Below are 24,537 nucleotides of genomic sequence, written 5' to 3'. Positions count from 1 at the left end.
CAAGGACATGGGTCTGTAAGGCACCGGAAACCGCTGCACAGTACAACTGATCCCATGAGTCAGCCCGCACTGCAGTCTCTCCTCGATCTGCTCGACCTGGAGCAGATCGAGGAGAACATCTTCCGCGGCCAGTCCCGGCCCGCCATCGTCCCCCGGGTCTTCGGCGGGCAGGTCGCCGCCCAGGCGCTCGTCGCCGCCGGGCGGACGGTCCCCGCGGACCGGCTGCCGCACTCCCTCCACGCGTACTTCCTGCGCATCGGCGACGCCGGCGCGCCCATCGTGTACACCGTGGAGCGCATGAACGACGGCCGCTCCTTCACCGCGCGCCGCGTCGTCGCCGTCCAGCACGGCCAGCCGATCTTCGCCCTCTCCGCCTCCTTCCAGCGGTACGAGGACGGCCTCGACCACCAGGCCCCGATGCCCGCCGCACCGGACCCGGAGTCCCTCCCCACCGCCGAGGAACGCCTCCCGGCGTACGGCCTCGACCCGGCCGTCGTGGAGAAGATGCTGGAAGCGCGGGCCGCCGTCGATCTGCGCCACGTCGACGACCCGCCCTACGGCCGCTACGGCGAGCCCCGCGCACCGCGCTCCCAGGTCTGGTTCCGCGCCAACGGCAAGCTCGACGACGACCCGCTGCTGCATGTCGTCCTCGCCACCTACGTCTCCGACATGACGCTCCTCGACTCCATCCTGCTCGCGCACGGGCGCGGCGGCTGGGCCGTCGGCGATGTCGTCGGGGCCTCGCTGGACCACGCCATGTGGTTCCACCGGCCGTTCCGCGCCGACGAGTGGCTGCTGTACGACCAGGAGTCGCCGTCCGCGGCGGCCGGCCGGGGCCTCGGCCAGGGCCGGATCTACACCCAGGACGGCCGGCTCGCGATCTCCGTGATCCAGGAGGGCGTGGTCCGCGTCCCTAGGGAGCGGCCGGCGGAGCGCCCGGAGTAGCCCGGGGCGCCGGGTGGGCCCGGGGAACCCGGTGGGCCCGGGGAACCCGGTGGGCCCGGGGCCCCGGGGGCTACGCCTCGCTGAGGCCCGCCTGCGCCAGCAGATACGCCGACATCGGGTCGTAGTGGCGCGGGCTGACCACATGGTCGTCGAGCGGGACCACGGCCTGGAGGGTGCCCTCGGACTCGCCGAGGAAGAGGGCGGGGTCGTTGGAGTCCGCGTACCCGACGGAGTCCACGCCGAGCTGGCCCGCGCAGCCCGCCCAGCCGTGGTCGGCGACGACCAGGTCGGGCAGCGGCCGGCCGGCGCCCTCCAGGCCCCGCAGGATCGCGCGCATCGGCTCGGGGGAGTGGGTGTGCCACAGCGTGGCGCCGTGTTCGAGGACGGCCACGTCCGCGAACTGCATGACGTACCCCTCGTCCGTCTGCAGACCGTCCGGGATGACGACGATCTCGCAGCCCGCCGCGCGCAGCGCCCGCGCGGTCTCGTGGTGCACCTGGAGCAGCCCGCCGGGGTGCCCGGTCGCGAACAGCACCCGCTGCCCGCCGTCCGCCGCCTTGCGCAGCCGGGCCGCCATGCGCTCCAGCGCGTCGACTGTCAGATCCGGGTCGATGGTGTCCTGGCCGTAGCGGTGCCCCGGGTCGTCGTTCACGCCGACACGCTCCGCCATCACGGCCAGCACGTCCTGCTCGTCCGTCCAGCGGTCCCCGAGCTCCAGGCCGAGCCAGTAGTGGCGGTTGCCGTTGGCCAGTTCGCGGTAGTGGGAGAGGTTGTTCTCGCGCGGGGTGGCGACGTCGCCCGCGATACGCGTCTTCACGAGGTGTTCGACGAGTTCGGCGCGGCTGGGGGTCCCGGGTATCGGCATGCGTCCATTGTGAGGCAGACGACTGTGCGTCGTCGCGGGCGTCCCCGCCGCTGCGACCTGCGTCACTCCGAGGGGGCCATGGACGACGGCCACCGGTTCACTCCTGCCGTAGCGCGAACCACAACTCCATCCGTACGTCGGGGTCGTCGAGGTCCGCGCCCAGCAACGCCGCGCAGCGGCCGACCCGTTGACGGACCGTGTTGCGGTGCACGGCCAGGGCGACGGCCGTACGGTCCCAACTGCCGTGCAGCGACAGCCAGGTGCGCAGTGTCTCGGTGAGCGCGGCGGCGCCGGGGGCGGTGGTGAGCGGGGCCAGCAGGGCGTGCGCGTGGGCGGTCGCGTCGTCCTCCGGGACGAGCTGGGCGAGCGTCGTACGGGACCCGTGCCGGACCAGTGCCGACCGGGTGGCCCTGGCGCGGGCCAGCGCGCGGGCGGCCTGGACGTCGGCGGCGGACAAGGCGTGCGGCTCGGCGGGGGCGCTCACGCCGCAGATCCAGCCGGGCTGCTCGGTGACCTCGCGGTCGGCGGGGACGAGGACGCGGACGGTGTCGCCGTGGGCGTCCACCAGGGTTGAGCCGAGGGTGGTTCCGAGGGCGGCGGTGGCGAGAGCCTCCGGCTGGGGGCCGCCGGTCGAGGGCTGGGCGTGCACGACGCGCCAGCGGGTGCCCGTGCCCAGGAGGGGAGCGACCTGCTGCGGCTCGGCGCCCAGCAGCAGCCGTACCAGCGCCGACGTGCGGGCCGCGCCGGTGCCGCTCTGGCGTTCGTCGGTGAGGAGGGAGAGGAGGACGGCAGCTACGGAGGTGATCGTGTGGTCGCCGGGGTCGCGGTGAGGAGTGGCTACGCCGAGGGTGAAGCCGTGTCCTCCGGAGGTGAGGGCGTAGGCGGCGAGGTGGGTGCCGTCGACTGTGTCGGTCGCGGAGGTGGGGGGTGAGCTGCGCGGGGAGGGGGTGGGGGGTTTCGGTGCGTCGGCGGGTGCGGGTGGTTCGTGGCTGGTCGCGCAGTTCCCCGCGCCCCTTGGAAGGCGGCCGGGGGCCACAGGAGCACCCGGCTGAACCACCGCCACCAGGTCGGCCAGCGCGGCCGGTGTCGCGCCCCGGCCCGCCGACGCCAGTTCCGTGCCGTCCGGGCCGTACAGGACCGCTCTGCCGTTCACCCGCTGGGCGAGCTGGCGGAGGACCGCGCGGGCCGGGTCCGGGCGGGACGCGGCGGCGGCCAGGGCCTGCTGGGCCTCCGTCACGCGGCGGAGTTCCGCGTGGCGGGCGCGGGCCATCAGTTGCCAGACGGCGCGGGCGACGGCCGAGAAGGTGGTGCGGGGCGGGACCTCGACCAGGGGCAGGGCGTAGGAGTCGCAGGACGCGACCAGGGCCCTCGGGACGCTGTCGTGGACGGGGGCGACACCGAAGCCGAGGGCCGCGCCGCCCGCCGCGACGATGCGGGAGACGTAGTCGTCGAAGTAGGTGCCCGAACCGGCCGCCTCCGGGATGTGGACGCCGGCCGTCAGCAGCAGCTCGCCGCCGAGCAGATACGGATACGGGTCCGACATCTCCGAGGTGTGCGCCCAGTGGACCGCCGCGCCCGCGTCCACCGGCCCGGCGATCTGCCGCAGGCCCAGATCCTCCCGGGCCAGCAGCTCCGAGAGGAGGACGGGCGGGGTGGGAGGGACCGCCGGGGCGGGTGGTGCGGGTGGTGTGACCGGGTCCGGCGGCATGGTGTGCGTTCCCTCCATCCGGGGCGGCGCGAATGGATGAAACGTACACTTCGCAGTCGCTTTCCGGCCACCTAGTGTCGGTGCCCATCACCCGCCACCGAGTGTGCGCGAAGGAGGCCTCTCACCATGGCCGTCGACTACACCGTCATCGTCGTCTATCTGGCCGGAATGCTGGCCATGGGCTGGTGGGGCATGCGCCGCGCCAGGTCGAAGAGCGAGTTCCTGGTCGCCGGGCGCCGCCTCGGCCCGACGATGTACTCCGGCACCATGGCGGCCATCGTCCTCGGCGGCGCCTCCACCATCGGCGGGGTCGGGCTGGGGTACCAGTACGGGCTGTCGGGTGCGTGGATGGTGTTCACCATCGGCCTCGGGCTGCTCGCCCTCTCCGTGTTCTTCTCCGCCCGCATCGCCCGGCTGAAGGTCTACACCGTCTCCGAGATGCTCGACCTGCGCTACGGCGGCCGGGCCGGCGTCATCTCCGGTGTCGTCATGTGGGCGTACACGCTGATGCTCGCGGTCACCTCGACCATCGCCTACGCCACGATCTTCGATGTGCTGTTCGACATGAACCGCACGCTCGCGATCGTCCTCGGCGGCTCGATCGTCGTCGCGTACTCCACGCTCGGCGGCATGTGGTCGATCACGCTGACGGACATGGTCCAGTTCGTGGTGAAGACCATCGGTGTGCTGCTTCTGCTGCTGCCCATCGCCGTCGTCAAGGCCGGCGGGTTCGGCGAGATGCGGGACGCGCTCCCGACCTCGTACTTCGATCCGCTGGGCATCGGCGGCGAGACGATCTTCACCTATGTCCTGATCTATACGTTCGGCATGCTCATCGGGCAGGACATCTGGCAGCGCGTCTTCACCGCCCGCAGCGACCGCACGGCCAAGTGGGGCGGCACGGTCGCGGGCACCTACTGCCTGGCGTACGCCCTCGCCGGTGCCGTCATCGGTACGGCGGCGAAGGTGCTCTTCCCGGACCTGGCCAGCGCCGACGACGCCTTCGCGACCATCGTGAAGGAGGAACTCCCCATCGGCGTACGGGGGTTGGTGCTCGCCGCCGCGCTGGCCGCGGTGATGTCGACCTCCTCCGGCGCCCTCATCGCCTGCGCGACCGTCGCCAACAACGACATCTGGTCGCGGCTGAGGGGAGCGGTCGGAAGGCCGGTGGGCGACGGCCACGACGAGGTGCGGGGCAACCGGGTGTTCATCCTGGTCATGGGCGTCGCGGTGATCTGTACGGCGATCGCGCTCAACAACGTCGTCGAGGCGCTGACCGTCGCGTACAACCTCCTCGTCGGTGGCCTCCTCGTGCCCATCCTCGGCGGACTGCTGTGGAAACGGGGCACCGCGCAGGGCGCGCTGGCCGCCGTCGCGGTCGGCGGGGTCGCGGTGGTCGTCCTGATGGCGACGCACGGGATCCTCGCCAACGAGCCCGTCTACTACGGGCTGCTGCTGTCGCTCGCCGCGTACCTGACCGTCTCCCTCGCCACCCCGCCCACCGACGCGGCCGTCCTCGCCGCCTGGCGGGAGCGGCTGGCCGGGCGGTCACCCGAACCCGTGTCCGAGCCGGCCCCGGCACACCAGTAGAGTCGTACCGAGTAGTACATACGCGACGAAGCGTAGGAAAGAAGGCAGAACATCATGAGCGGCAACGAGACGCCCCGAGGTCCCGTCGACTCCTCCCGTATCCCGCGCTACGCCGGTCCCGCGACCTACGCCCGGCTGCCGCGCCTCGACGAGGTGGGCCGGGCGGACGTCGCGGTCGTGGGGGTGCCGTTCGACTCGGGGGTCTCCTACCGGCCGGGCGCCCGCTTCGGCGGCAACGCGATCCGGGAGGCGTCCCGGCTGCTGCGCCCCTACAACCCGGCCCAGGACGCCTCCCCCTTCGCCCTCGCCCAGGTCGCGGACGCGGGTGACATCGCCGCCAACCCGTTCAACATCAACGAGGCGGTGGAGACGGTCGAGGCCGCGGCGGACGAACTGCTCTCCACGGGGGCCCGGCTGATGACCCTCGGCGGCGACCACACCATCGCGCTGCCGCTGCTGCGGTCGGTCGCCAAGAAGCACGGGCCGGTGGCGCTGCTCCACTTCGACGCCCATCTCGACACCTGGGACACGTACTTCGGCGCCGAGTACACGCACGGGACGCCGTTCCGGCGGGCGGTGGAGGAGGGCATCCTCGACACCTCCGCCCTCTCCCACGTGGGCACGCGCGGCCCGCTCTACGGCAAGCAGGACCTCACCGACGACGAGAAGATGGGCTTCGGGATCGTCACGTCGGCGGATGTGATGCGGCGAGGCGTGGACGAGATCGCCGACCAGCTGCGGCAGCGCATCGGCGACCGCCCCCTGTACATCTCCATCGACATCGACTGCCTCGACCCCGCCCACGCGCCCGGCACGGGGACGCCCGAGGCCGGCGGCATGACCTCCCGGGAACTCCTCGAGATCCTGCGGGGCCTCGCCTCCTGCCACCTGGTCTCCGCCGATGTCGTCGAGGTGGCGCCCGCGTACGATCACGCCGAGATCACCGCCGTGGCCGCCTCGCACACGGCGTACGAACTCACCACGATCATGTCCCGGCAGATCGCCGGAGCCCGTGAGACTCGTAAGGAGAACGAGGGCAAGTGACCCACGACCACGACCTGGTACTCCGCCCGACGGCCGCCCAGACGGAGGCCGCGCTGAACCCTCCCCCCGGCCGCAACGGCGGGGACCTGGTCGTGGAGACCCTGGCCGGGCTCGGCGCGACGACCGTCTTCGGGCTCCCCGGCCAGCACGCGCTGGGCATGTTCGACGCGCTGCGCCGCTCCGACCTGCGGTACATCGGCCTGCGGGTGGAGAACAACGCCGGGTTCGCGGCGGACGCGTACGGCCGGATCACGGGGGAGGCGGCGCCGCTGCTCCTCTCCACCGGGCCGGGCGCGCTGACGTCCCTGGCCGCGCTCCAGGAGGCGGCGGCGGCCTCCGCCCCCGTACTCGCCATCAGCAGCCAGATCCCGACGGCGGGCCTCGGCGGCGGACGGCACGGCTACCTCCATGAACTCCCGGACCAGGCGGCCTCGTTCCGGGGCGTCGTGAAGTCGGTGCACACCGTCCGTACGCAGTCCCAGATCCCGTCCGCGATCGAGGCGGCCTGGAAGTCGGCGCTGTCCGCTCCGCACGGCCCCGTGTGGGTGGAGATCCCGCAGGACGTGCTGCTGGCCGAGACCCTGATCCCGGTGGTCACGGGCGGCGACGCCTTCCCCGAGGAACTGCCCCCGCGCCCCGAACTCACGGCGGTGGCCGCGGATCTGCTGTCGCGCGCCGCCCGCCCGGCGATCATCGCGGGCGGGGGAGTCGTACGGGCGGACGCCTCCCGCAAGCTGCGGCAGCTGGCCGAGCTGCTGCGGGCGCCGGTGGTCACCACGCCCGGCGGCAAGGGCGCCTTCCCCTGGACGCACCCGCTCTCCCTCCAGTCCTGGATCGAGGACCGGCACACCACGGACTTCCTGGAGGGCGCGGACGTCCTGCTGGTGGTCGGCTCCGGCCTCGGTGAACTCTCCTCGAACTACCACACGTTCAAGCCGCGCGGCCGGGTGATCCAGATCGAGGCGGACCTCGGCAAGCTGGAGTCCAACCACCCGGCGCTCGGCATCCACGCGGACGCCCGGCTCGCGCTCCAGGCGCTGCTGGAGACGGTGTCGGAGCGCCCGGACACCGGGGCCGCCGAGCGCGTCCGCGAGGTCCTGGCCAAGGTCGCCGACCGGATCGCCGCCCAGGAACTCACCTTGGAACAGGGGCTGTTGGCGTCCATCCGCAAAGCCCTGCCCGCCGACTCCCCGTCCTTCTGGGACATGACGATCCTCGCCTACTGGGCCTGGTCGGCCTTCGACGCCAAGGGCCCGAACCTGCTCCACTCCGCCCAGGGCGCCGGCGGCCTCGGCTACGGCTTCCCCGCCGCCCTCGGCGCGGCGACGGCCGACCCCACCCGCCCGGTCCTCGCCGTCTCCGGCGACGGCGGCGCCCTGTACTCGATCGCGGAGCTGGCCACGGCCCGGCAGTACGACCTGAACGTCACCTGGCTCATCGTCGACGACGGCGGCTACGGCATCCTCCGCGAGTACATGACCGACGCGTTCGGCGAGCCGACCGCCACGGAGCTGACCCGGCCGGACTATGTGGCCCTGGCGGAGTCCTTCGGCGTCCCCGCCACCCGGACCAGCCCCGAGAACCTCACCGAGGACCTCACCAAGTCCCTTGCCACGCCCGGCCCTTCGGTGGTCGTGCTGCCGGCGGTACTGCGGATGTTCGCGGCGACGCATCTCAATGGGGCGGCGTAGGGGTGGGGTGGTGGGGGTTCGTCGGCGGGTGGAGGTGCGGTGGGGGTTGCTCGCGCAGTTCCCCGCGCCCCTGAAAAGCCGGGGCTGCGCCCCGTGCTTTTCGGCCCGAAAGGGCCGTAGGCCTCAAGAGGCGCGGGGGACTGCGCGACCGGCGGGGGTCACGGGCGGAGGCGGGCGGTCAGGCCCTCGAAGTAGCCGTGGCACAGGGCGGTCAGGTCCACCTGTTCGGGGTCCAGGAGCCAGATGAGGTGCGCGCCTTCGAGGAAGGCGGTCACCTCGGCGGCCAGGAGGCCCGGCCTCAGATCGGGGCGGATCGAGCCGTCGGCCGCGGCGCGGGTGAAGAGGGCGGCCAGATGGTCCCGCAGCGCCCGGCCCCGGTCGCGGAACCAGGTGTGCAGGGCGGTGCCCGGTTCGAGGTTCTCGGCCGTCAACGTGGTGTGCAGGGCGGTCAGTTCGCGTTCGGTGGCGGCCGTGTGTTCGGCGTCCCGCACGAACCAGTCGAAGGCCTGGTCGAGGGTGGGTTCCGCGTCCGGGGGAACGGACAGCCGGGCCAGTGCGCGGCGGTCGGCCTCCTCCAGGACCGCCTGGACCAGGCCGTCCTTGCTGCCGAAGTGGTGGATCAGGGCGGAGGGGGTCACGCCGGCCCGCTCCGCGATCGCGGCGACGCCGGTTCCCCGGACCCCCTGCTGCGAGAAGAGCGTGATCGCCGCGTCCACCATCGCGCGCCGCCGCTCCACGCCCCGCTTCTGCACCTGTCCCTTGACTCCCGCCATGGGGTCAGGGTGCCGCGTGCGGCGGCGGGGCGTCCACTTCGAAAAAACGCGTGCGGGATACATGGCGCATCATTATCTTGAACGACCATGCAGGAAAATAGAGTCATCAACGACAGGGCCAGGAACGAAGAGCTGAGGGGCCGCGAGCGGATCGTCCCCGTGGACGGTGTCGAGCTGTGGGCCGAGGAGTTCGGCGATCCCGGGCAGCCGGTGGTGCTGCTGGTGATGGGGGCGCAGGCGCAGGGTGTGCAGTGGAACGACGGGATCGTCCGGCGGCTGGTCGAAGGCGGGCGGCGGGTGATCCGCTACGACCACCGGGACACCGGGCGGTCCTCCGTCGTCGACTTCGCCGTACGGCCGTACACCGTCGCCGACCTGGCCTCCGACGCGCTCGCCGTGCTGGACGCGTTCGGGGTGGGGAAGGCCCATCTCGTGGGGGCCTCGCTGGGCGGGATCATCGCGCAGCGGATCGCCGTCACCGATCCGGGGCGGGTGCTGACCCTGACGAGCCTGTCCTCCCAGCCGTTGGGCACGGACACGGCGGCGGTGGTGGCACGGGCCCTGGCGGGGGCACCCCCGGAGCCGGGTGAACTGCCGCCGCCCACCGCCGAGTTGCTGGCCGCGCTCGCCGGCAGCCTGCCCGATCCCGGGGCCGGGCTGGAGGGTCACCTCGCCCTCCGGCTGCCGCTGTGGCGGGTGCTGCACGGCTCGGTGCTGCCGTTCGACGCGGAGGAGTACCGGGCCATGGAGCGCCGGGTGTACGAGCGGGCGCGCGACCTGGCCGCCGGGTTCAACCACACGCTCGCCGGAGCGGCCGGCGGGGACGACACGGCGGCCCTGGCCTCCGTCACCGCGCCGACGCTCGTCCTGCACGGCACGGAGGATCCGATGTTCCCGCCGGCGCACGCGGAGGCCACCGCCGCCGCGATCCCCGGAGCCCGGCTGGTCATGATCGAGGGGCTGGGCCACACCCTGCCGACCGCGCTGGACGGCCGGTTGGCCGAGGAGGTCCTGCGGCACACGGGCTGACGTGCCGGGACGCCGCCGGCCTTCGGGTGCACGGGCCCGGCGGCGTCCACCGGGCCCGCGCACCCCTCGGATCAGCGCAGCACCAGTCGGATCAGCGCTGTGCCGCCCGGATCAGCGCAGCGCCGCTCCGAACGCCGCGTCCGTCACCGGTCCCGCCACGTCGCCGGGGCCGAAGGCCTGGGCCGAGGTGGTGGTGGGGCCGGTGGTGGTGCCGGGGAGGATCCAGACGGCGCCGTTGTCGCTGTTCTCGGCGGGGGCGCCGACGACGAGGTCGGCGTGGCCGTTGCCGTCGAGGTCCAGCAGGGCCGTGGTGGTGCCGAACCGGTCGTCCGCCTCGGCGGCTCCGGGGACTCCGGCGGTGTTCTGGTGGAACACCTTCGTACCCGCGCCCGTGACACCGGCGGCGGAGCCGGGGACGAGGGCGACCGAGCCGGTGTTCACAACGGTGCCGACGTCCTCGTACGCGATCCCGAGCGCGATGTCGGCGTAGCCGTCACCGGTGACGTCGGCGACCGAGACCGCCGAGCCGACGAGGTCGCCGTCCTCCTGGGCGCCGGGGAAGCCCGGGAGGTCCTGGTCGAGCTTGGTGTTCGCCTCGGAGAGGCCGGTCGCGGAGCCGTACGCCACCCGGGCATGGTCGGACCAGCCGTCGGCGCCCACGACCACGTCGTCGTAGCCGTCGCCGTTGATGTCGCCGATGCCTGTGCCCGCCGGGTCGCGGCTCACGTCGTCGCCGGGTACCCAGCCCCGGGTGAAGCCCGAACTCCCGCCCAGGAGAAGGCGGTTGCCCCAGGTGCCGTCGCCCGTGTAGTGCCACTGGACGAGGTCGTCCCGGCCGTCGCCGTTGACGTCGCCGACCTGGCCGGAGACGACCGGGCCGGTGATGGAGGACGGGCCGTTCTCGCAGCCGCCGCCGGTCGCGCAGGAGGCGTCGTCCTCGTCCCAGCCCCACCACAGCGACTTGTCGAGGAGGTTGAGCACGGCGGCGGGCTTGCCCGCGCGGGAGACCGGGCCCTTCCACAGGGCCGCCGGGGCGCCCTCGGGGTCGTCGCCGCCGACCGACTGCGCGGAGAACAGCGCCAGGTCGGTCTTGCCGTCGCCGTCGAAGTCGCCGGCCTGCGGGGCCGCCCCGTACTGGGGGATGCTGGTCCCGCCGGTCAGCCCGGACGCCGAACCCCAGACGATCACCGAGCCCGCCGTGCCGCCCGCGATCACCAGATCGCCGTAGCCGTCCCGGTCCAGGTCGCCCTTGGTGAACGTCGCGCCGAAGCGCTGGTTCGCGGCGGCGGAGCCGGGGACACCGCTCGTCGAGCGGCTGATCAGCTTCCTCTTCGCGGTGTTCGAGGGGGCGACGCCGCTCTTCGAGCCGTACAGGACGGCCACATAGCCCGCCTTGGCCTTCCCGGACACCGTGCCGTCCGGGGCGCCCACGACCAGGTCGGCGTAGCCGTCACCGTTGAAGTCGTCCGCCACGCCCACCTTCGCGGGGGCCGCCGCGGCCGGGCCGAGCGACAGAGCGGTCAGGCCTCCGGCCAGCAGCACCACCGCTGCCAGCGGGGCGCCCACGCGTGCCGTCCGGGTGCCGCGTCGTGCGCCTGCTCGTACTCGTGCTCCTGCTCGTGACATGCACGTGCCTTTCGGGTCGGTGGGGTCCGGCGGGGCGGAAGCGCCGCGTCCATGTAGTCCGACTCGACCGGGGGTTCATCGGTTGTACGTCCGAATGTCATGGATGAGTAACTGCCGAGGGCCCCCGGCGCGGGTGCGTCCAGGGGCCCTCGTGGGAGGGGATGGGGGAGGGGATGGGTGGGGCTGTGGTTACTTCACGTCCGACGCGTCCAGGCGGTACACGCTCGCCGACTGGCTGGTGTCGCTGCCGCTGCCGCTGCCGCTGCCGCTGTCGCTGTCGCTGTCGGACGACGTGTCGCTGCCGCCGTACTCGCTCGCCTTCACCGCCGTGCCGTTCTTCTGCACCCAGGCGGTCACCTCGGAGCTGAGGGAGGAGTTGCCGCCGGGGCCGCCGCCCATGCCGCCGCCGAGCTGGATGTAGTGCAGTTCGCCGGCCTTGACGAGTTCCTTGAGCTTGGCGAGGGTCATGGCCTGGTCGCTGCCGGACCAGCCCCACATGGAGATGACGGGCTCGCCGCTGCTGAGGATGAGCTGCGCCGCGCTCTGTGAACTCGACACCGCGAGCAGCCACTTGGCGCCGTCCTGATTCTTCTTCAAGTACGAGATCAGCTCACTGCTCGCGCCACCGCCCATGCCGCCACCGCCGCCCATGCCGCCGCCGGGTCCGCCGCTCGTGCCGCTCTGCGGTGCCTGCCCGCCGGACTGCCCGCCCTGCTGGGTCCCGCCCGGCTGCGTGCCGCCCTGCTGGTTGCCGTCGGGGGCGCCGCTCGGAGGCGTACCCATCTGGCCACCGTCGGGCTGCTGCCCGCCGGCGGCCTGCCCGTTCGCCTGCCCGTTCGCCTGGCCATTGGCTTGGCCATTGGCTTGGCCGTTGGCCTGCCCGTTCTGGCCGCCGCCCGGGAAGCCGCCGCCCCCGGGGCCGCCGCCCGCGCGGTTGCCGCCGCCACCGCCGCCGAAGCCGCCCATGCCGCCGCCCGTCGTGGGCCCGGCGGTCGGGTTGGTGCCGCCCATGCCGCCGCCCGTGGCGGAGAGTTCGGTGGCGGCGTACGCGGCCGGTCCCGCGACCGAGGCGACGACCGCGGCGGCGAGGGACGCGGCGAGCAGCCGTACCCGCCTGCCGGAGTCCGCCGAGCGGAAGGCGATCAGGCCAGCCACCCCGGCCACCATCACGACCGCGATCGTCGGCCACAGCCAGGTGTTCCAGTCCGTCGCCCGGCGCAGCAGGACGACCGCCCACACCCCCGTGACCGCGAACGCGGCCGGCAGCACCCACAGCCACCGCTTGTCCGTGCGGAACGCGCGCAGCAGCATCAGGCCGCCGCCCCCGCAGAGGGCCGCGATGCCGGGGGCGAGCGCGGTGGTGTAGTACGGGTGCATCGTGCCTTCGGCGAGGCTGAACGTGAGGTAGTGCAGGGCGGTCCAGCCGCCCCACATCACCAGCGCCGCGCGCGTGAGGTCCGTACGCGGGGCGCGTCCGCACAGCACCAGCCCGCCGACGAGCGCGATGGCCGAGAAGGGCAGCAGCCAGGAGATCTGGCCGCCGAGGACGTCGTTGAACATCCGGCCGAGCCCCGCGGTGCCGGAGAAGCCGCCGCCTCCGCCGCCACCCCCTCCGCCGTTGCCCTCGCCACCGAGGATCCGGCCCAGGCCGTTGTAGCCCATGATCAGGTTCCAGGCGGTGCCGTCGGTGGAGCCGCCGATGTACGGCCGCTCGTCGGCGGGGACGAGGGAGACGGCCGCCGCCCACCAGACGCTGGAGACGGCCAGCGCCACGCCCGCGAGCGCCAGGTTGACGATCCGCTTCACCAGGCCCGTGTTGGCCGCGTAGAGGTAGACGGCGAAGACGGCGGGCAGGGCGATGTAGCCCTGGAGCATCTTGGTGTTGAAGGCGAGACCGAAGCAGGCGGCCGAGCCGAGGAGCGGGAGCAGCCTGCCGTTGTGCACGGCGCGCAGTGCGAGGGCCGCGCCCGCGACCATCAGGAAGACGAGGAGGGTGTCGGGGTTGTTGTCACGGTTGATGGCGACCGTGATGGGGGTGAGGGCGAGCACGAGCGCGGCGACGGCCGCCGCCCCGTGGCCCCAGACCCGCTTCACGGAGGAGTGCAGGATCCAGATCGTACCGAGCGCGGAGGCGATCAGCGGGGCCATCATCTGCCAGGTGCCGAAGCCGAAGAGGCGGCAGGACAGGCCCATCACCATCAGCACGAACGGTGGCTTGTCGACGGTGAGGAAGTTCCCCGCGTCCAGCGAGCCGAAGAACCACGCCTTCCAGCTCTCCGTGCCGCTCAGCACGGCCGCGCTGTAGAAGCTGTTGAGGCCGGACGAGGACAGGTTCCAGGCGTACAGCACCCCCGCCAGGACCATGATCCCGAGCAGCGCGGGCAGCGACCAGCGTGGCGCGGCCTCCGGCGGCGGTACGGGAAGGGCGGGCGGTGGTGGCTCCGAGAGCACCGCGGCTTCGGGCGCGCCGGTGGCCTCGGTGGTGTGCGGGGCGTGGGGACGTGGATCGGTGGCAGATGTCACCACAGCACCGTGCGGCGACGTCATGGGCGCGCACTGTGGCGTACCTGGCAGCGACCTGTGAATTCGCCCAGCGGGAAGTAATGGCCGCGGGCCGGTCGGACGGGTACGCGCGACCGGTGGCCGTCGAGGAACGCCGTACCGAGGTCGCCGGCCGGGCGCCCGGCTCACGGGGACCTTGTGGAGTACGCGGATCTCACCGGGGCCGGGGGACAGCGGCGAACCCCCGGCCGCCGGACCGGGGGTTCGATGCGCGTAGCCGTTGCCGGGCGCTTCCGTTACCAGATCGCCTCGACCCACTCGGGGTGGTCGATGAACGGGTTCCGGTTGCCCTGGTAGTCGTCGTAGATGATCTCGTTGCGGCGCTCCTCGAAGGAGTCCGGCGGGTCCTCGTCGTTCCAGGTCTTCAGGACGGAGAGGCGGCCGTGGAAGCGGGTGCCGCCGTTGGTGACGAGGTCATTGGGCTCCAGGTTGGGCCAGCCGTCGTCGCCCTCGTAGCGGACGGCCATGTACAGGATCATGCGGGCCACATCGCCCTTGACCGCGTCACGGGGCTCGAAGGAGTTCGAGTCGACGAGGCTGCCGCCGCTGTTGGTGAAGCTGCTGCCGCCGTTGTCGAAGTCGAGGTTGCCGCGCCGGGCGTTGACCGCCACGTCCTCGGGGCGGAGGTGGTGCAGGTCGGTGCCGGGGCCGGCGGAGGTGCCGAAGTCGCCGTGGGACTGGGCCCACACGTGCTCGCGGTTCCAGTTGCCGGAGTTGCCGCCGTTGAGGGACTTGCTGCGGGAGATCCCGCTGTACAGCAGCTTGACGTTGCTGCTGTTGCTCGGGTCCTGGTCGGTGACCTTCAGCGCGTTCCAGACCGCCGAGTACGAGATCGTCGTCTGGTCGCTGATGATCGTGTGCAGGGAGGACTTCAGGGCCGTACCGGTCTTGCCGATCGCGTTCGCGTAGTACGTGTCGTCGTACGCGGTCGTCGTCGCCGAGGCGGGGGTGGCGGTGGCCGCCGGGAGGACGATACCGACGAGCACGGCCGATGTCGCGAGAGCGACCGACTTCCAACTGCGTATCCGCGCAGCGGGCATGAGGGGTGTCCCTTCCCAGAGGGCCGCGCAGCGCGAGGAGTTGCTTCGGGGAGCCTCGTTCTACGCGGGTTGACTGTGTGGGTAACCGAGAGATTGGCATGGACGGGTCAGCCCATGTGTTACGGAAGGAAGGCGATTCGGTGACGTTATGAAGAACGGGGCAACCGTCGTGCCCCAACTCCCCTGCCTGTGCTCCGAGTCGAGGGAAGGCCCTCATTGACGTGGGGATTCGGGCGTGCTGGGCGGTGCCCGGGTGCACAGAGTTGACCGGTATCGGGCAACCTTGACAGGTGTTTGACAGTCTTCAATAGAGCGATCACGTCCGTCGTGGTCCGGTTCACCCGCCTGTCACTCACCCGTGAGCCCAGCCGCCCACTCACCCACTCACCGGGAAGTCATGCCCCCCACCACGAAGAGACCCGGCCGACCGAACAAGGCATCGGTCGGCTAGGTGATATCCATAGCCTCGCGGGTCCTCCCGCGCATACGAAGTGCTTTCGCGTCCACCTCGTGGCGTCGGCCGAGGGTGATTCTGTGGGCCGCGGTGGTCGTCGCGGCCGTCGGATTCGTTCTCGCGCTGGAGATCACCGCACGGGGATACGGCCTGCCGGGGCCGCTCACCAACCAGGCGCGGGAAGTGGTGTTCGCCCCGAAATCGGGGCCGTTGCTGTACGCCGGCATGGCGTTGACGATGGTGGTGCTCACCTGGCGGCAGCGGTTCATCGCGCTCGGGGCCGCCCTCGGTATCGACCTCGTCTTCTTCCTGGTGCGCTGGGCCCTCGACGCCGAGATGATGTTCGGCAACGGCGCGCTGTGGGTGGTGCTCGGCTGCGCGGTCGTCGCCGTCACCCGCCGCACCGGCCGTGAACGGATGCTGCTGCTCAAGGGCGTGGGCCTCGGTCTGCTGCTGGTGGCCGGCCGCAAGACCGGTGACGCCTGGCTGCTGATCACCTCCAAGACCCGCCCGACCGTGCTCGACCCGTACCTGGCGACCGCCGACCACGCGCTGGGCAACCCGTCCTGGGTGGTGGGCCGGATGCTCCGCGCCACCGGCCCGGTCGGCTCCACCCTCCTCGACTGGGTCTACGTCCAGCTCGCGGTGGCCGCGGTCGTCGTCGCCCTCTACCAACTGCGGCACGTGGGCGTCGAACGCCGCTTCCCGCGCCACCATTTGGTGCGCACGTTCCTGGTCATAGGCCTCCTCGGGCCGGGCATCTACATGATCTTCCCGGTGGTCGGGCCCGTCTTCGCCTACGGCACGGGCGCCTTCGGCACCGGCGGCGAACACTGGGCGCTGGCCAACCTGTGGCCCGGCACACCCCCGCCGATCGGCCCGCCGCACCCGATGCCGTACGACGACCTCACCCCGCGCAACTGCATGCCCAGCCTGCACACGGCCTGGGCCACCGCGATCTTCATCCACTCCCGCCGGGGCCCGCGCGGGCTGCGCTGGGCCGGGACGTTCTGGCTGGTCGCCACGCTCACCGCGACGCTGGGATTCGGCTACCACTACGGCGTCGACCTCATCGCCGGCGTCGTCTTCACGCTCACCATCGAGACGGCGCTGCGCACGATCGACCGCGGCTGGGACCGCTCGGGACGGCGACTGGTCGCCCACGGCGCGACGGTCTTCGTCGCCCTGCTGCTGGCCTATCGCTATCTGCCGGTGGAGATGGCCCGACACCCGTGGGTGTACGGACCACTCCTCCTCCTGGCGATGGCCTCGGTGGCGTACGGCTACTTCCGGCTCGACCGGCGGTGGACGGCGGAGGCGGCGGACGTGGCGGACGTGGCGGACGTGGCGGACGTGGCGGAGGTGCCGGAACCGCCCCCGGGTGCCTCAGCCCTTGAGCCGCTCCCGCAGTTCGTCGACATCCGCCAGGAACCACGTCTGCCGGTTGCGGTTGCACTCCCGGACGAAGTCCGTCAGCGCTGAACTGTCCGCCGTGTAGCGGGAGATGTCCCCGACGACGGCGAGGCCGACCCCGTACTGCACGAACTTCTGGACGATGTCCCCCGCGAGACGGGTGCTCAGCCGGAAGAACGCCTCGTCGAACCGCCCGACGGGCACGACGACCCAAGCGGCGCCCTGGTACCCCGCCTCCCCGATGAGATCCAGGGCGTCCCCCTCCTTGGCGATCACACCGCCCTCGGCGGCACACATCAGAACGGGGACGTCGTGGATCGTCTGCAGGGTGGTCGTCATGAAGCCGAGGCTACGGGGTCGGCGCTACGGGGTCGGCGCTACGGGGTCATCGCACCAGGTCGCCGTGGGAGATGACGTACTCGCCGTACTGGTGGTGGAAACCCGCGTGGAAATCGTCCTGCTGGGTTCCGTGCAGATAGTTCGGGAGTTGGCCGCCGAGCGGGGCCAAGTCGGCTATCGCCTGGAACACCTCGGTGGCGGCCCTGGCGTACTTGGGGCCCCGTCGCCGGGCGGAGAGCAGGTGCTCGCCCGCCTGGGCGAGGTGCTCCCGCAGCCGGGGGCCGGGATGTATGGCGGCTTTGTTCAGGTTGTTGGCGTTCATCAGGGTTCTGTCCCGCTTGCCGATGGCTCGCAGCGCGTGCAGCGTCGCGTAGAGCTGCCCGCACTGATACGCGGGGCTGGGCGGCTTGTCCGTCAACTCGGCCTTCCCTCCCGGGCCTTGGCGGGCCCTTTCCGAACCGTACCGAATCCACCGGACCTGCCGGGACCCCCCGGACGGGAACTGGCGTACAACTATCGGCCACACTTGCGAGTCGACTGTGGTGAACCCGCCAGGGGTGGGTTCCAGTCACTCAACGGGATGGGAAGCGTTTTATGACTCACCGGATATCGGGGGTATCCCGGGTGTCACGGACGTCCAGAAGGACGCGTGTGCTTGCGGCGGGGATCGGCGCGGGGATGATCATGACGTCGGGGGCGGTGGCGTTCGCGCCGGCCGCGACCGCCGCGCCCGCCGTCAGCTGCACGTCGAAGCAGGCCGGGCTGGCCGACAAGCTGAAGAAGGACATCACGGCGGCGTTGGCGAAGCGGAAGGGGACGGTGGCGGTCGGCCTCTACGACCGCGCGACCAACACCACCTGCACGCTGCGCGGCGACACCGCGTTCGACTCGGCCAGCGTCGTGAAGGTCACCGTGCTCGCGGCCCTGCTCTTCGACGCCAAGAAGACGAACCGGTACCTCACCGACCGCGAGACCAAGCTCGCCACCGCCATGATCACCAAGTCGGACAACGCCTCCACCAGCACCCTGTGGAAGCAGCTCGGCGTGAAGAAGATCCAGGCGTTCCTCACGGCCGCCAAGATGACGCAGACGAAGCCGGGCGCCAACAACTACTGGGGCCTCACCCAGATCACCGTCCGGGACGAGCAGCGGCTGCTCGCGCTGCTCACCGCGAAGAACACCGTGCTGAGCGACAACGCGCGGGCGTACACCCTCAAGCTGATGAACAAGGTCGTCGCCTCGCAGCGCTGGGGCACCCCGGCCGGGGCGCCGTCCACGGTGAAGGTGCACGTCAAGAACGGGTGGCTGTCGCGTGCCACGCACGGGTGGCGGGTGCACAGCGTCGGCACGTTCGTGGGCGGCGGGCGGGACTACACGATCACCGTCCTCACCCACGGCAACCCGGACATGCAGTACGGGGTCAACACGATCCAGGCCGTCTCCAAGGCCATCCACAAGGATCTGGTGCCGGCGAAGAAGACGGCGTCGGGGGCGACGGTGAGTGTGGAGCGGTATGTGCCGACGGATCGGCCGCAGGAGGCGACTGTGCCGGTGCCTGAGTCGGGGGCGGGGGGCGCCTCATAGCTCGGGGGTGCGGGTGCGTGGGCGGGTGCGGGTGCGTGGGGGTTCTCGCGCAGTTCCCCGCGCCCCTGGAAAGGCAGGGGCTGCGCCCGCTGCCTTTCCAGGACCGCTCCGGATGACATCCGGACGTTCACGGTGACGCCATCTTCGTCTCACCGGGGTCGTCCTACCGTGACGCCATGTCTCTGAGAAACCTCCTCGCCTCCCTCACCGCCGGCCTGGCGGCGGCCACGACCACGCTCGTCGCCGCCGGGCCGGTGCACGCCGACTCGCCGCGTGCGCACGCCTGTTCGTCGTCCGTGTCGATCGAGGGGTACTCCGACGCCCTCGACAAGACGACGTACGAAGGCACTTTCGTCGGGAACTTCTCCGGCCTCGCCGTCGACCGCGACGGCTCGCTGCTCGCCGTGTCCGACCGGTCCTCCCTCTTCACGCTCGACGCCCGCACGCTCCGGCCCGAGGGCGTCGTCCCGCTCGCCACGGAGACCGGGGCCGCGCTCGACTCCGAGGCGGTGGTCGTCGACCGGGACGGCACCCGGCTCATCACCTCCGAGACCGAGCCGACCGTACGGCGGTACGACCGGCGGGGGCGGATCCTCGGCAGCCTGCCCGTGCCCGACGCGCTGAAGGTCGCCCCGGCCGGGCGGGCCACCGCCAACCAGACCTTCGAGGGGCTCACGCTGCTGCCCGGCGGGCGCACACTGCTGGCCTCGATGGAGGGGGCGCTCTCCGGTGACACCGCCGGGGTCGTCCGCCTCCAGACCTGGCAGCGGCACGGTGCGGGTGGGCGGGACTTCCGGCTCGCGGCGCAGTACGGGTACCGGGCGGACACCGGCCTCGGGGTCGTCGAGGTGGTGGGGTTGTCGGGTGGGCGGTTGCTGGTGCTGGAGCGGGGGTTCACCGCGGGGGTCGGCAACACGGTGCGTCTGTACGTGGCGGATGTGCGGCGGGCGAGCGACACGCGTGCGGTGGGTGTGCTGAGCGGGGAGGAGGGGAGTGGGGTGCGGCTCGTCCGGAAGGCCCTCCTCGCGGATCTCGTGGACTGCCCTGGCCTCGGTGCCACGGCGAAGCAGCCGCAGCCGAATCCTCTCCTCGACAACATCGAGGGGATGGCCGTGACCGGGGGCTCGCGGTCGGGGGGTCGGCTGAACGTGCTCCTGGTCAGCGACGACAACCAGAACGCCGCCCAGACGACCCGCTTCATCTCGCTCCGGGTACGGGTGCGCTGAGACCGGCGCGTCATAGCTCGCGGGGCTGCGGATTCGTCGGCGGGTGCGGGCCCGGTGGGGCTTCTCGCGCAGTTCCCCGCGCCCCCAAAAAACCAGGCCCCTGCGGGCCTGAAGAACAGCCCTCGCGGGGCTGAAAGGCGACGGGGCCGCGGGGCCGAAAAGCAAGGGGCGCAGCCCCTGCTTTTCAGGGGCGCGGGGAACTGCGCGAGAAGCCCCACGCACCCGCACCCGCCCACGAGACCCACCCCCCCCACCCCCCCAAGGCGCCCCCCAATTATTGCGGGGGGATGAAATCGCACTCCAGCCGTGTTGCCGTCTTGCGGAGAGCAGGACGACCAGCACGACCAGGACGAGCGGAGGGCACCGGCGTGGCAGCGGAGCAGGGGGGCGACCGAGGGTGGGCGCGAAGGCTCGCCGGATATGCCTGGCGGTACCCGAAGGACGTCGTCCTCGCCCTCGGCTCGTCCCTCGCCGGCATGGCGGTCATGGCACTCGTCCCTTTGATCACCAAGGTGATCATCGATGACGTGATCGGGGACAACACCAGGGACATGGCCCCCTGGGCGGCGGCCCTGATAGGCGCCGCCCTCCTCGTGTACGTGTTCACCTACATCCGCCGCTACTACGGCGGCCGCCTCGCCCTCGACGTCCAGCACGACCTGCGGACCGAGATGTACGGCACGATCACCGCCCTCGACGGCCGCCGCCAGGACGAGCTGTCCACCGGCCAGGTCGTCGGCCGCGCCACCAGCGACCTCCAGCTGATCCAGGGCCTGCTCTTCATGCTGCCGATGACCATCGGCAACCTCCTGCTGTTCCTGATCTCCCTCGGGATCATGGCCTGGCTCTCCCTCCCGCTCACCCTGGTCGCGATCGCGGTCGCCCCGGCGCTGTGGTGGATCGCCCGGCGCAGCCGCGCCAAGCTGCACCCGGCCACCTGGTACGCGCAGGCCCAGGCCGCCGCCGTCGCCGGTGTGGTCGACGGCGCCGTCAGCGGCGTACGCGTGGTGAAGGGGTTCGGGCAGGAGGAGCAGGAGACCGGGAAGCTCAGGGAGGTGGGGCGCAAGCTCTTCGCGGGGCGGCTGCGCACCATCCGGTTCAATTCGCGGTACACCCCCGCCCTCCAGGCCGTCCCCGCCCTCGGCCAGGTCGCGATGCTGGCGCTCGGCGGCTGGCTGGCCGTGCGCGGCCACATCACGCTCGGCACCTTCGTCGCCTTCTCCACCTACCTCGCCCAGCTCGTCGGCCCGGTCCGGATGCTCGCCCTCGTCCTCACCGTCGGCCAGCAGGCCCGCGCCGGCACGGAGCGGGTCCTGGAGCTGATCGACACCGAGCCGAGCCTCACCGACGGCACCAAGACCCTCCCCGCCGACGCGCCCGCGACCGTCGAGTTCGACGACGTGTCCTTCGGGTACCAGGACGGGCGACCCGTCCTCGACGGGCTCAGCTTCGAGATCCGGTCCGGCGAGACCCTCGCCGTGGTCGGTTCCTCCGGCTCCGGCAAGTCGACCGTCTCGCTTCTCCTGCCGCGCTTCTACGACGTGACGCGCGGCGCTGTCCTCATCGGCGGACACGATGTGCGCGAGCTGACCTTCGACTCGCTGCGGGCCGCGATCGGGCTCGTCCCCGAAGATTCCTTCCTCTTCTCCGACACCGTCCGCGCCAACATCGCCTACGGCCGCCCGGACGCCACCGACGAGCAGATCGAGACCGCCGCCCGCGCCGCCCAGGCGGACCGTTTCATCACCGAGCTGCCCGAGGGCTACGCCACCAAGGTCGGCGAGCACGGCCTCACCCTCTCCGGCGGCCAGCGCCAGCGCGTCGCCCTCGCCCGCGCGATCCTCACCGACCCCCGCCTCCTCGTCCTCGACGACGCGACCTCGGCCGTCGACGCCCGGGTCGAGCACGAGATCCACGAGGCGCTCCAGCAGGTCATGGCGGGCCGCACGACCCTCCTCATCGCCCACCGCCGTTCCACCCTGGGCCTCGCCGACCGCATCGCCGTCCTCGACGGGGGCCGTCTCGCCGACATCGGCACCCACGAGGAGCTGGAGCGCCGCTCCGCGCTCTACCGCCGGCTGCTCACCGACCCCGACGAGCTGGGCGGTGTCTCACCCGGCCACACCCCGCCGGCCGCCCACTCCCTGGCCAAGGCCGACGACAGCCCCGTACGCGACTCGATACGGGACGAGCTGGACGCCGAGTTCGACGCCGAGCGCGGGATCACGCCCCGGCTGTGGACCGGGGACCGGGAGCCGCGGGACGCCGCCTTCGACGGCACGCCCGCCACCCCCGAACTCCTCGCCCAGGTCGAGGCGCTGCCCCCGGCGACCGACACCCCCGCCGTCGACGAGGCCCGCGCGGTCGCGCCGGAGGAGTCGTACGGCCTGAAACGGCTGCTGCGCGGCTTCGGGGTGCCCCTCGCCCTGAGCCTGGCCCTGGTCGCCGTGGACGCGGGCATGGGGCTGCTGCTGCCCGTGCTGATCCGGCACGGTATCGACGACGGGGTCTCGCAGGCGGCCCTCGGCGCGGTCTGGGCCGCCTCCCTGCTGGGGCTGCTCGCGGTGGGCGTCCAGTGGGCGGCGCAGATCGGCGAGACGCGGATGACCGGCCGTACCGGCGAACGCGTCCTCTACTCGCTCCGGCTGAAGATCTTCGCGCAGCTCCAGCGTCTCGGACTCGACTACTACGAGCGGGAGTTGACCGGCCGGATCATGACGAGGATGACGACGGACGTCGACGCCCTCTCGACCTTCCTGCAGACCGGACTGGTCACGGCCTTCGTCTCCGTCGTCACCTTCTTCGGCATCATGGCCGCCCTGCTGGTGCTCGACGTACAGCTCGCGCTCGTCGTCTTCGCCACCCTCCCGCCGCTGATCGTCTGCACGGTCTACTTCCGCCGGGCGAGCGTGAAGGCGTACGAGCTGGCGCGCGAGCGGGTGTCGGTCGTGAACGCCGACCTCCAGGAGTCGGTGGCCGGGCTGCGGATCGTGCAGGCGTTCCGCCGGGAGCGGGACGGCGGCGAGCGGTTCGCGGCCGGCAGCGACAGCTACCGCCGGGCCCGGGTGCACGGCCAGTGGCTGATCTCGATCTACTTCCCGTTCGTGCAGTTCCTGTCCTCCGCCGCCGCGGCGGCCGTCCTGATCGTCGGCGCCCACCGCGTCGACGCGGGCACCCTCACCACCGGCGCACTGGTGGCGTACCTCCTCTACATCGACCTGTTCTTCGCCCCCGTCCAGCAGCTCTCCCAGGTCTTCGACGGCTACCAGCAGGCCACCGTCTCCCTGGGCCGCATCCAGGAACTCCTCCAGGAGCCGACGTCCACGAAGTCGGCCTCCGCACCGCAGGAGGTGCGGTCCCTGCGCGGCGAGATCGCCTTCGAGGACGTCGACTTCGCGTACGGCGCCGCCACCGACACCGACGGGGAAGCGGCCCTCAGCGACGTGCGGTTGTCGATCCCCGCCGGGCAGACCGTCGCCTTCGTCGGCGAGACCGGCGCGGGCAAGTCGACGCTCGTCAAGCTGGTCGCCCGCTTCTACGACCCCACCGGCGGCCGGGTCACCGTCGACGGCACCGATCTGCGCGACCTCGACCTCACCTCGTACCGCCACCGGCTCGGCGTCGTCCCGCAGGAGGCGTACCTCTTCCAGGGCACGGTCCGCGACGCCATCGCCTACGGGCGTCCGGACGCGACCGACGCCGAGGTGGAGGCCGCCGCCCGCGCGGTCGGCGCGCACGACATGATCGCCACGCTCGACGGCGGCTACCTCCACGAGGTCGCCGAGCGGGGCCGCAACCTCTCCGCCGGGCAGCGCCAGTTGATCGCGCTGGCCCGCGCGGAGCTGGTGAACCCCGACATCCTGCTCCTCGACGAGGCGACGGCCGCCCTGGACCTGGCCACCGAGGCCCAGGTCAACCACGCCACCGACCGCCTCGCCGGCCGCCGCACCACGCTCGTGGTGGCCCACCGCCTCACCACGGCCGCCCGCGCCGACCGGGTCGTGGTCATGGCCGACGGCCGGGTCGCCGAGGACGGCACCCACGACGAACTCCTGGCTCGCGACGGCCGGTACGCGGCCCTCTGGCGCACCTTCGTGGGGGAACCGGCGCTCAAGCCGTGACAGCGGGTTCAGCTCGGCCGCGCAACCGTTCGAGGGGGGTCGTGCGTCCGTACATCAGTACGGTCGTGTGGCGGGAGGGGCAGCAGTGAGACCGCGTGGGGTACGTCGGCCGATCGCGCTCGCGCTGGCCGTGCTGACGACGGCCGGCCTGCTGACGCTCGCCGGACCGGCGCCCGGCGCGCAGGCCGCCGCGAGGGCTTCCGCGTACGCCGCGGCGAAGTCCTGCCCCGGCCGCAAGGTCCGCACGCTGACCTTCGAGACCGGGACCGTACGGGTCTACCGCAAGGGCGGCCGTCATGTGTGCGCCGTGCTCGTGCCCAGGAAGCAGGCCCACAAGGGGACCCTGCGCATCCGGGCGTGGGGCGGCCAGTGGGTCCGCAACAAGAAGCGCCCCGCCGGCCCCGTGACCGTCCACGCGGGCCGCCGCGCCGTATGGATCAAGGCCAAGGCCGGCGGCAGAACCTACGACTCGGGCTGGATCCTGCGCTGAACCTCTCCCTTCCCCGCGCACACAGGGTTTTCCCTAT

At 72.2% G+C, this 24,537-nt stretch carries 18 protein-coding genes; 10 read left to right on the top strand and 8 right to left on the bottom strand.

The annotated features are described in order from the left end of the window. The first annotated feature begins 54 nt into the window (after nt 1-54). Nucleotides 55-945 (top strand): acyl-CoA thioesterase, encoded by an 891-nt coding sequence (locus ACZ7MG_RS18005; RefSeq protein ID WP_471379670.1) that lies wholly within the window; start codon nt 55-57, stop codon nt 943-945. Nucleotides 946-1,015: 70 nt separating this feature from the next. On the opposite strand, the gene ACZ7MG_RS18000 is transcribed toward ACZ7MG_RS18005, so the two are convergent. Then, nucleotides 1,016-1,810, bottom strand: coding sequence for a phosphatase (locus ACZ7MG_RS18000; RefSeq protein ID WP_471379672.1), 795 nt, complete (start codon nt 1,808-1,810; stop codon nt 1,016-1,018). A gap of 97 nt (nt 1,811-1,907) precedes the next feature. Continuing rightward, on the bottom strand, nt 1,908-3,536 hold the full coding sequence (locus tag ACZ7MG_RS17995) for a PucR family transcriptional regulator (protein WP_471379674.1): 1,629 nt from the start codon (nt 3,534-3,536) through the stop codon (nt 1,908-1,910). A gap of 108 nt (nt 3,537-3,644) precedes the next feature. Here ACZ7MG_RS17995 and ACZ7MG_RS17990 point away from each other — a divergent pair, with 108 nt between their 5' ends. From ACZ7MG_RS17990 to ACZ7MG_RS17980, 3 genes are read left to right on the top strand one after another with little or no spacing between them, the layout of a single operon-like run. Further along, entirely contained in the window at nt 3,645-5,108 is a 1,464-nt protein-coding gene (locus ACZ7MG_RS17990; RefSeq protein ID WP_471379676.1) for a sodium:solute symporter family protein, read from the top strand. A gap of 54 nt (nt 5,109-5,162) precedes the next feature. Beyond that, nucleotides 5,163-6,152, top strand: coding sequence for an agmatinase (gene speB / locus ACZ7MG_RS17985; protein WP_471379678.1), 990 nt, complete (start codon nt 5,163-5,165; stop codon nt 6,150-6,152). After that, nucleotides 6,149-7,843, top strand: coding sequence for a thiamine pyrophosphate-binding protein (locus tag ACZ7MG_RS17980; protein WP_471379681.1), 1,695 nt, complete (start codon nt 6,149-6,151; stop codon nt 7,841-7,843). Before speB ends, ACZ7MG_RS17980 begins: the two co-directional genes overlap by 4 nt. 158 nt (nt 7,844-8,001) lie before the next feature. On the opposite strand, the gene ACZ7MG_RS17975 is transcribed toward ACZ7MG_RS17980, so the two are convergent. After that, nucleotides 8,002-8,616: a TetR/AcrR family transcriptional regulator gene (locus ACZ7MG_RS17975; RefSeq protein ID WP_471379683.1), complete on the bottom strand. Its 615-nt coding sequence runs from the start codon at nt 8,614-8,616 to the stop codon at nt 8,002-8,004. An 87-nt stretch (nt 8,617-8,703) separates the two neighbouring features. On the opposite strand from ACZ7MG_RS17975, the gene ACZ7MG_RS17970 reads away from it, so the two are divergent. After that, nucleotides 8,704-9,645, top strand: coding sequence for an alpha/beta fold hydrolase (locus ACZ7MG_RS17970; protein ID WP_471379685.1), 942 nt, complete (start codon nt 8,704-8,706; stop codon nt 9,643-9,645). Nucleotides 9,646-9,756: 111 nt separating this feature from the next. On the opposite strand, the gene ACZ7MG_RS17965 is transcribed toward ACZ7MG_RS17970, so the two are convergent. The 3 genes from ACZ7MG_RS17965 to ACZ7MG_RS17955 form a co-directional block, all read right to left on the bottom strand. Further along, nucleotides 9,757-11,271, bottom strand: a complete 1,515-nt coding sequence (locus ACZ7MG_RS17965; protein WP_471379688.1) for an FG-GAP-like repeat-containing protein — start codon at nt 11,269-11,271, stop codon at nt 9,757-9,759. 189 nt (nt 11,272-11,460) lie between these two features. After that, a complete protein-coding gene (locus ACZ7MG_RS17960; RefSeq protein ID WP_471379689.1) occupies nt 11,461-13,794 on the bottom strand; it encodes an ArnT family glycosyltransferase in 2,334 nt (777 codons plus the stop codon). Nucleotides 13,795-14,069: 275 nt separating this feature from the next. Then, nucleotides 14,070-14,873: an endonuclease I family protein gene (locus tag ACZ7MG_RS17955; protein ID WP_086757714.1), complete on the bottom strand. Its 804-nt coding sequence runs from the start codon at nt 14,871-14,873 to the stop codon at nt 14,070-14,072. A 526-nt stretch (nt 14,874-15,399) separates the two neighbouring features. On the opposite strand from ACZ7MG_RS17955, the gene ACZ7MG_RS17950 reads away from it, so the two are divergent. Beyond that, nucleotides 15,400-16,809, top strand: coding sequence for a phosphatase PAP2 family protein (locus ACZ7MG_RS17950; RefSeq protein WP_471379691.1), 1,410 nt, complete (start codon nt 15,400-15,402; stop codon nt 16,807-16,809). Here the strand turns inward: ACZ7MG_RS17950 and ACZ7MG_RS17945 are convergent. Further along, entirely contained in the window at nt 16,714-17,079 is a 366-nt protein-coding gene (locus ACZ7MG_RS17945) for a DUF4180 domain-containing protein (RefSeq protein ID WP_471379692.1), read from the bottom strand. The genes ACZ7MG_RS17950 and ACZ7MG_RS17945 overlap by 96 nt on opposite strands. Before the next feature lie 46 nt (nt 17,080-17,125). Then, nucleotides 17,126-17,497 carry a hypothetical protein gene (locus ACZ7MG_RS17940; protein ID WP_471379694.1) on the bottom strand — a complete coding sequence of 124 codons (372 nt, stop codon included), beginning with the start codon at nt 17,495-17,497 and terminating at the stop codon, nt 17,126-17,128. Nucleotides 17,498-17,673: 176 nt separating this feature from the next. Between ACZ7MG_RS17940 and ACZ7MG_RS17935 the strand changes: the two genes are divergently transcribed. The 4 genes from ACZ7MG_RS17935 to ACZ7MG_RS17920 all read left to right on the top strand — a co-directional run bounded on the left by ACZ7MG_RS17935 (nt 17,674) and on the right by ACZ7MG_RS17920 (nt 24,500). After that, complete coding sequence (locus ACZ7MG_RS17935) at nt 17,674-18,663, top strand: serine hydrolase (RefSeq protein WP_471379695.1); 990 nt, start codon at nt 17,674-17,676, stop codon at nt 18,661-18,663. 176 nt (nt 18,664-18,839) lie between these two features. Continuing rightward, a complete protein-coding gene (locus ACZ7MG_RS17930; RefSeq protein WP_471379696.1) occupies nt 18,840-19,889 on the top strand; it encodes an esterase-like activity of phytase family protein in 1,050 nt (349 codons plus the stop codon). Nucleotides 19,890-20,257: 368 nt separating this feature from the next. Next, on the top strand, nt 20,258-24,010 hold the full coding sequence (locus ACZ7MG_RS17925) for an ABC transporter ATP-binding protein (protein WP_471379697.1): 3,753 nt from the start codon (nt 20,258-20,260) through the stop codon (nt 24,008-24,010). A gap of 85 nt (nt 24,011-24,095) precedes the next feature. Further along, a complete protein-coding gene (locus ACZ7MG_RS17920; protein WP_471379698.1) occupies nt 24,096-24,500 on the top strand; it encodes a hypothetical protein in 405 nt (134 codons plus the stop codon). The last annotated feature ends 37 nt before the right edge of the window (nt 24,501-24,537 follow it).

This window comes from Streptomyces sp. NPDC107538 (genome assembly GCF_055657445.1).
Note: the sequence above shows the minus strand (reverse complement) of the source record. Positions and strands in the feature narration are given on the sequence as shown.

Coding starts and splice junctions, on each gene's coding strand:
- ACZ7MG_RS18005 (WP_471379670.1), top strand. CDS start 55: ATGAGTCAGCCCGCACTGCAGTCTCTCCTCGATCTGCTCGACCTGGAG.
- ACZ7MG_RS17935 (WP_471379695.1), top strand. CDS start 17,674: ATGACTCACCGGATATCGGGGGTATCCCGGGTGTCACGGACGTCCAGA.
- ACZ7MG_RS17990 (WP_471379676.1), top strand. CDS start 3,645: ATGGCCGTCGACTACACCGTCATCGTCGTCTATCTGGCCGGAATGCTG.
- ACZ7MG_RS17975 (WP_471379683.1), bottom strand. CDS start 8,616: ATGGCGGGAGTCAAGGGACAGGTGCAGAAGCGGGGCGTGGAGCGGCGG.
- ACZ7MG_RS17955 (WP_086757714.1), bottom strand. CDS start 14,873: ATGCCCGCTGCGCGGATACGCAGTTGGAAGTCGGTCGCTCTCGCGACA.
- ACZ7MG_RS17970 (WP_471379685.1), top strand. CDS start 8,704: ATGCAGGAAAATAGAGTCATCAACGACAGGGCCAGGAACGAAGAGCTG.
- ACZ7MG_RS18000 (WP_471379672.1), bottom strand. CDS start 1,810: ATGCCGATACCCGGGACCCCCAGCCGCGCCGAACTCGTCGAACACCTC.
- ACZ7MG_RS17995 (WP_471379674.1), bottom strand. CDS start 3,536: ATGGAGGGAACGCACACCATGCCGCCGGACCCGGTCACACCACCCGCA.
- ACZ7MG_RS17965 (WP_471379688.1), bottom strand. CDS start 11,271: ATGTCACGAGCAGGAGCACGAGTACGAGCAGGCGCACGACGCGGCACC.
- ACZ7MG_RS17930 (WP_471379696.1), top strand. CDS start 18,840: ATGTCTCTGAGAAACCTCCTCGCCTCCCTCACCGCCGGCCTGGCGGCG.
- speB (WP_471379678.1), top strand. CDS start 5,163: ATGAGCGGCAACGAGACGCCCCGAGGTCCCGTCGACTCCTCCCGTATC.
- ACZ7MG_RS17945 (WP_471379692.1), bottom strand. CDS start 17,079: ATGACGACCACCCTGCAGACGATCCACGACGTCCCCGTTCTGATGTGT.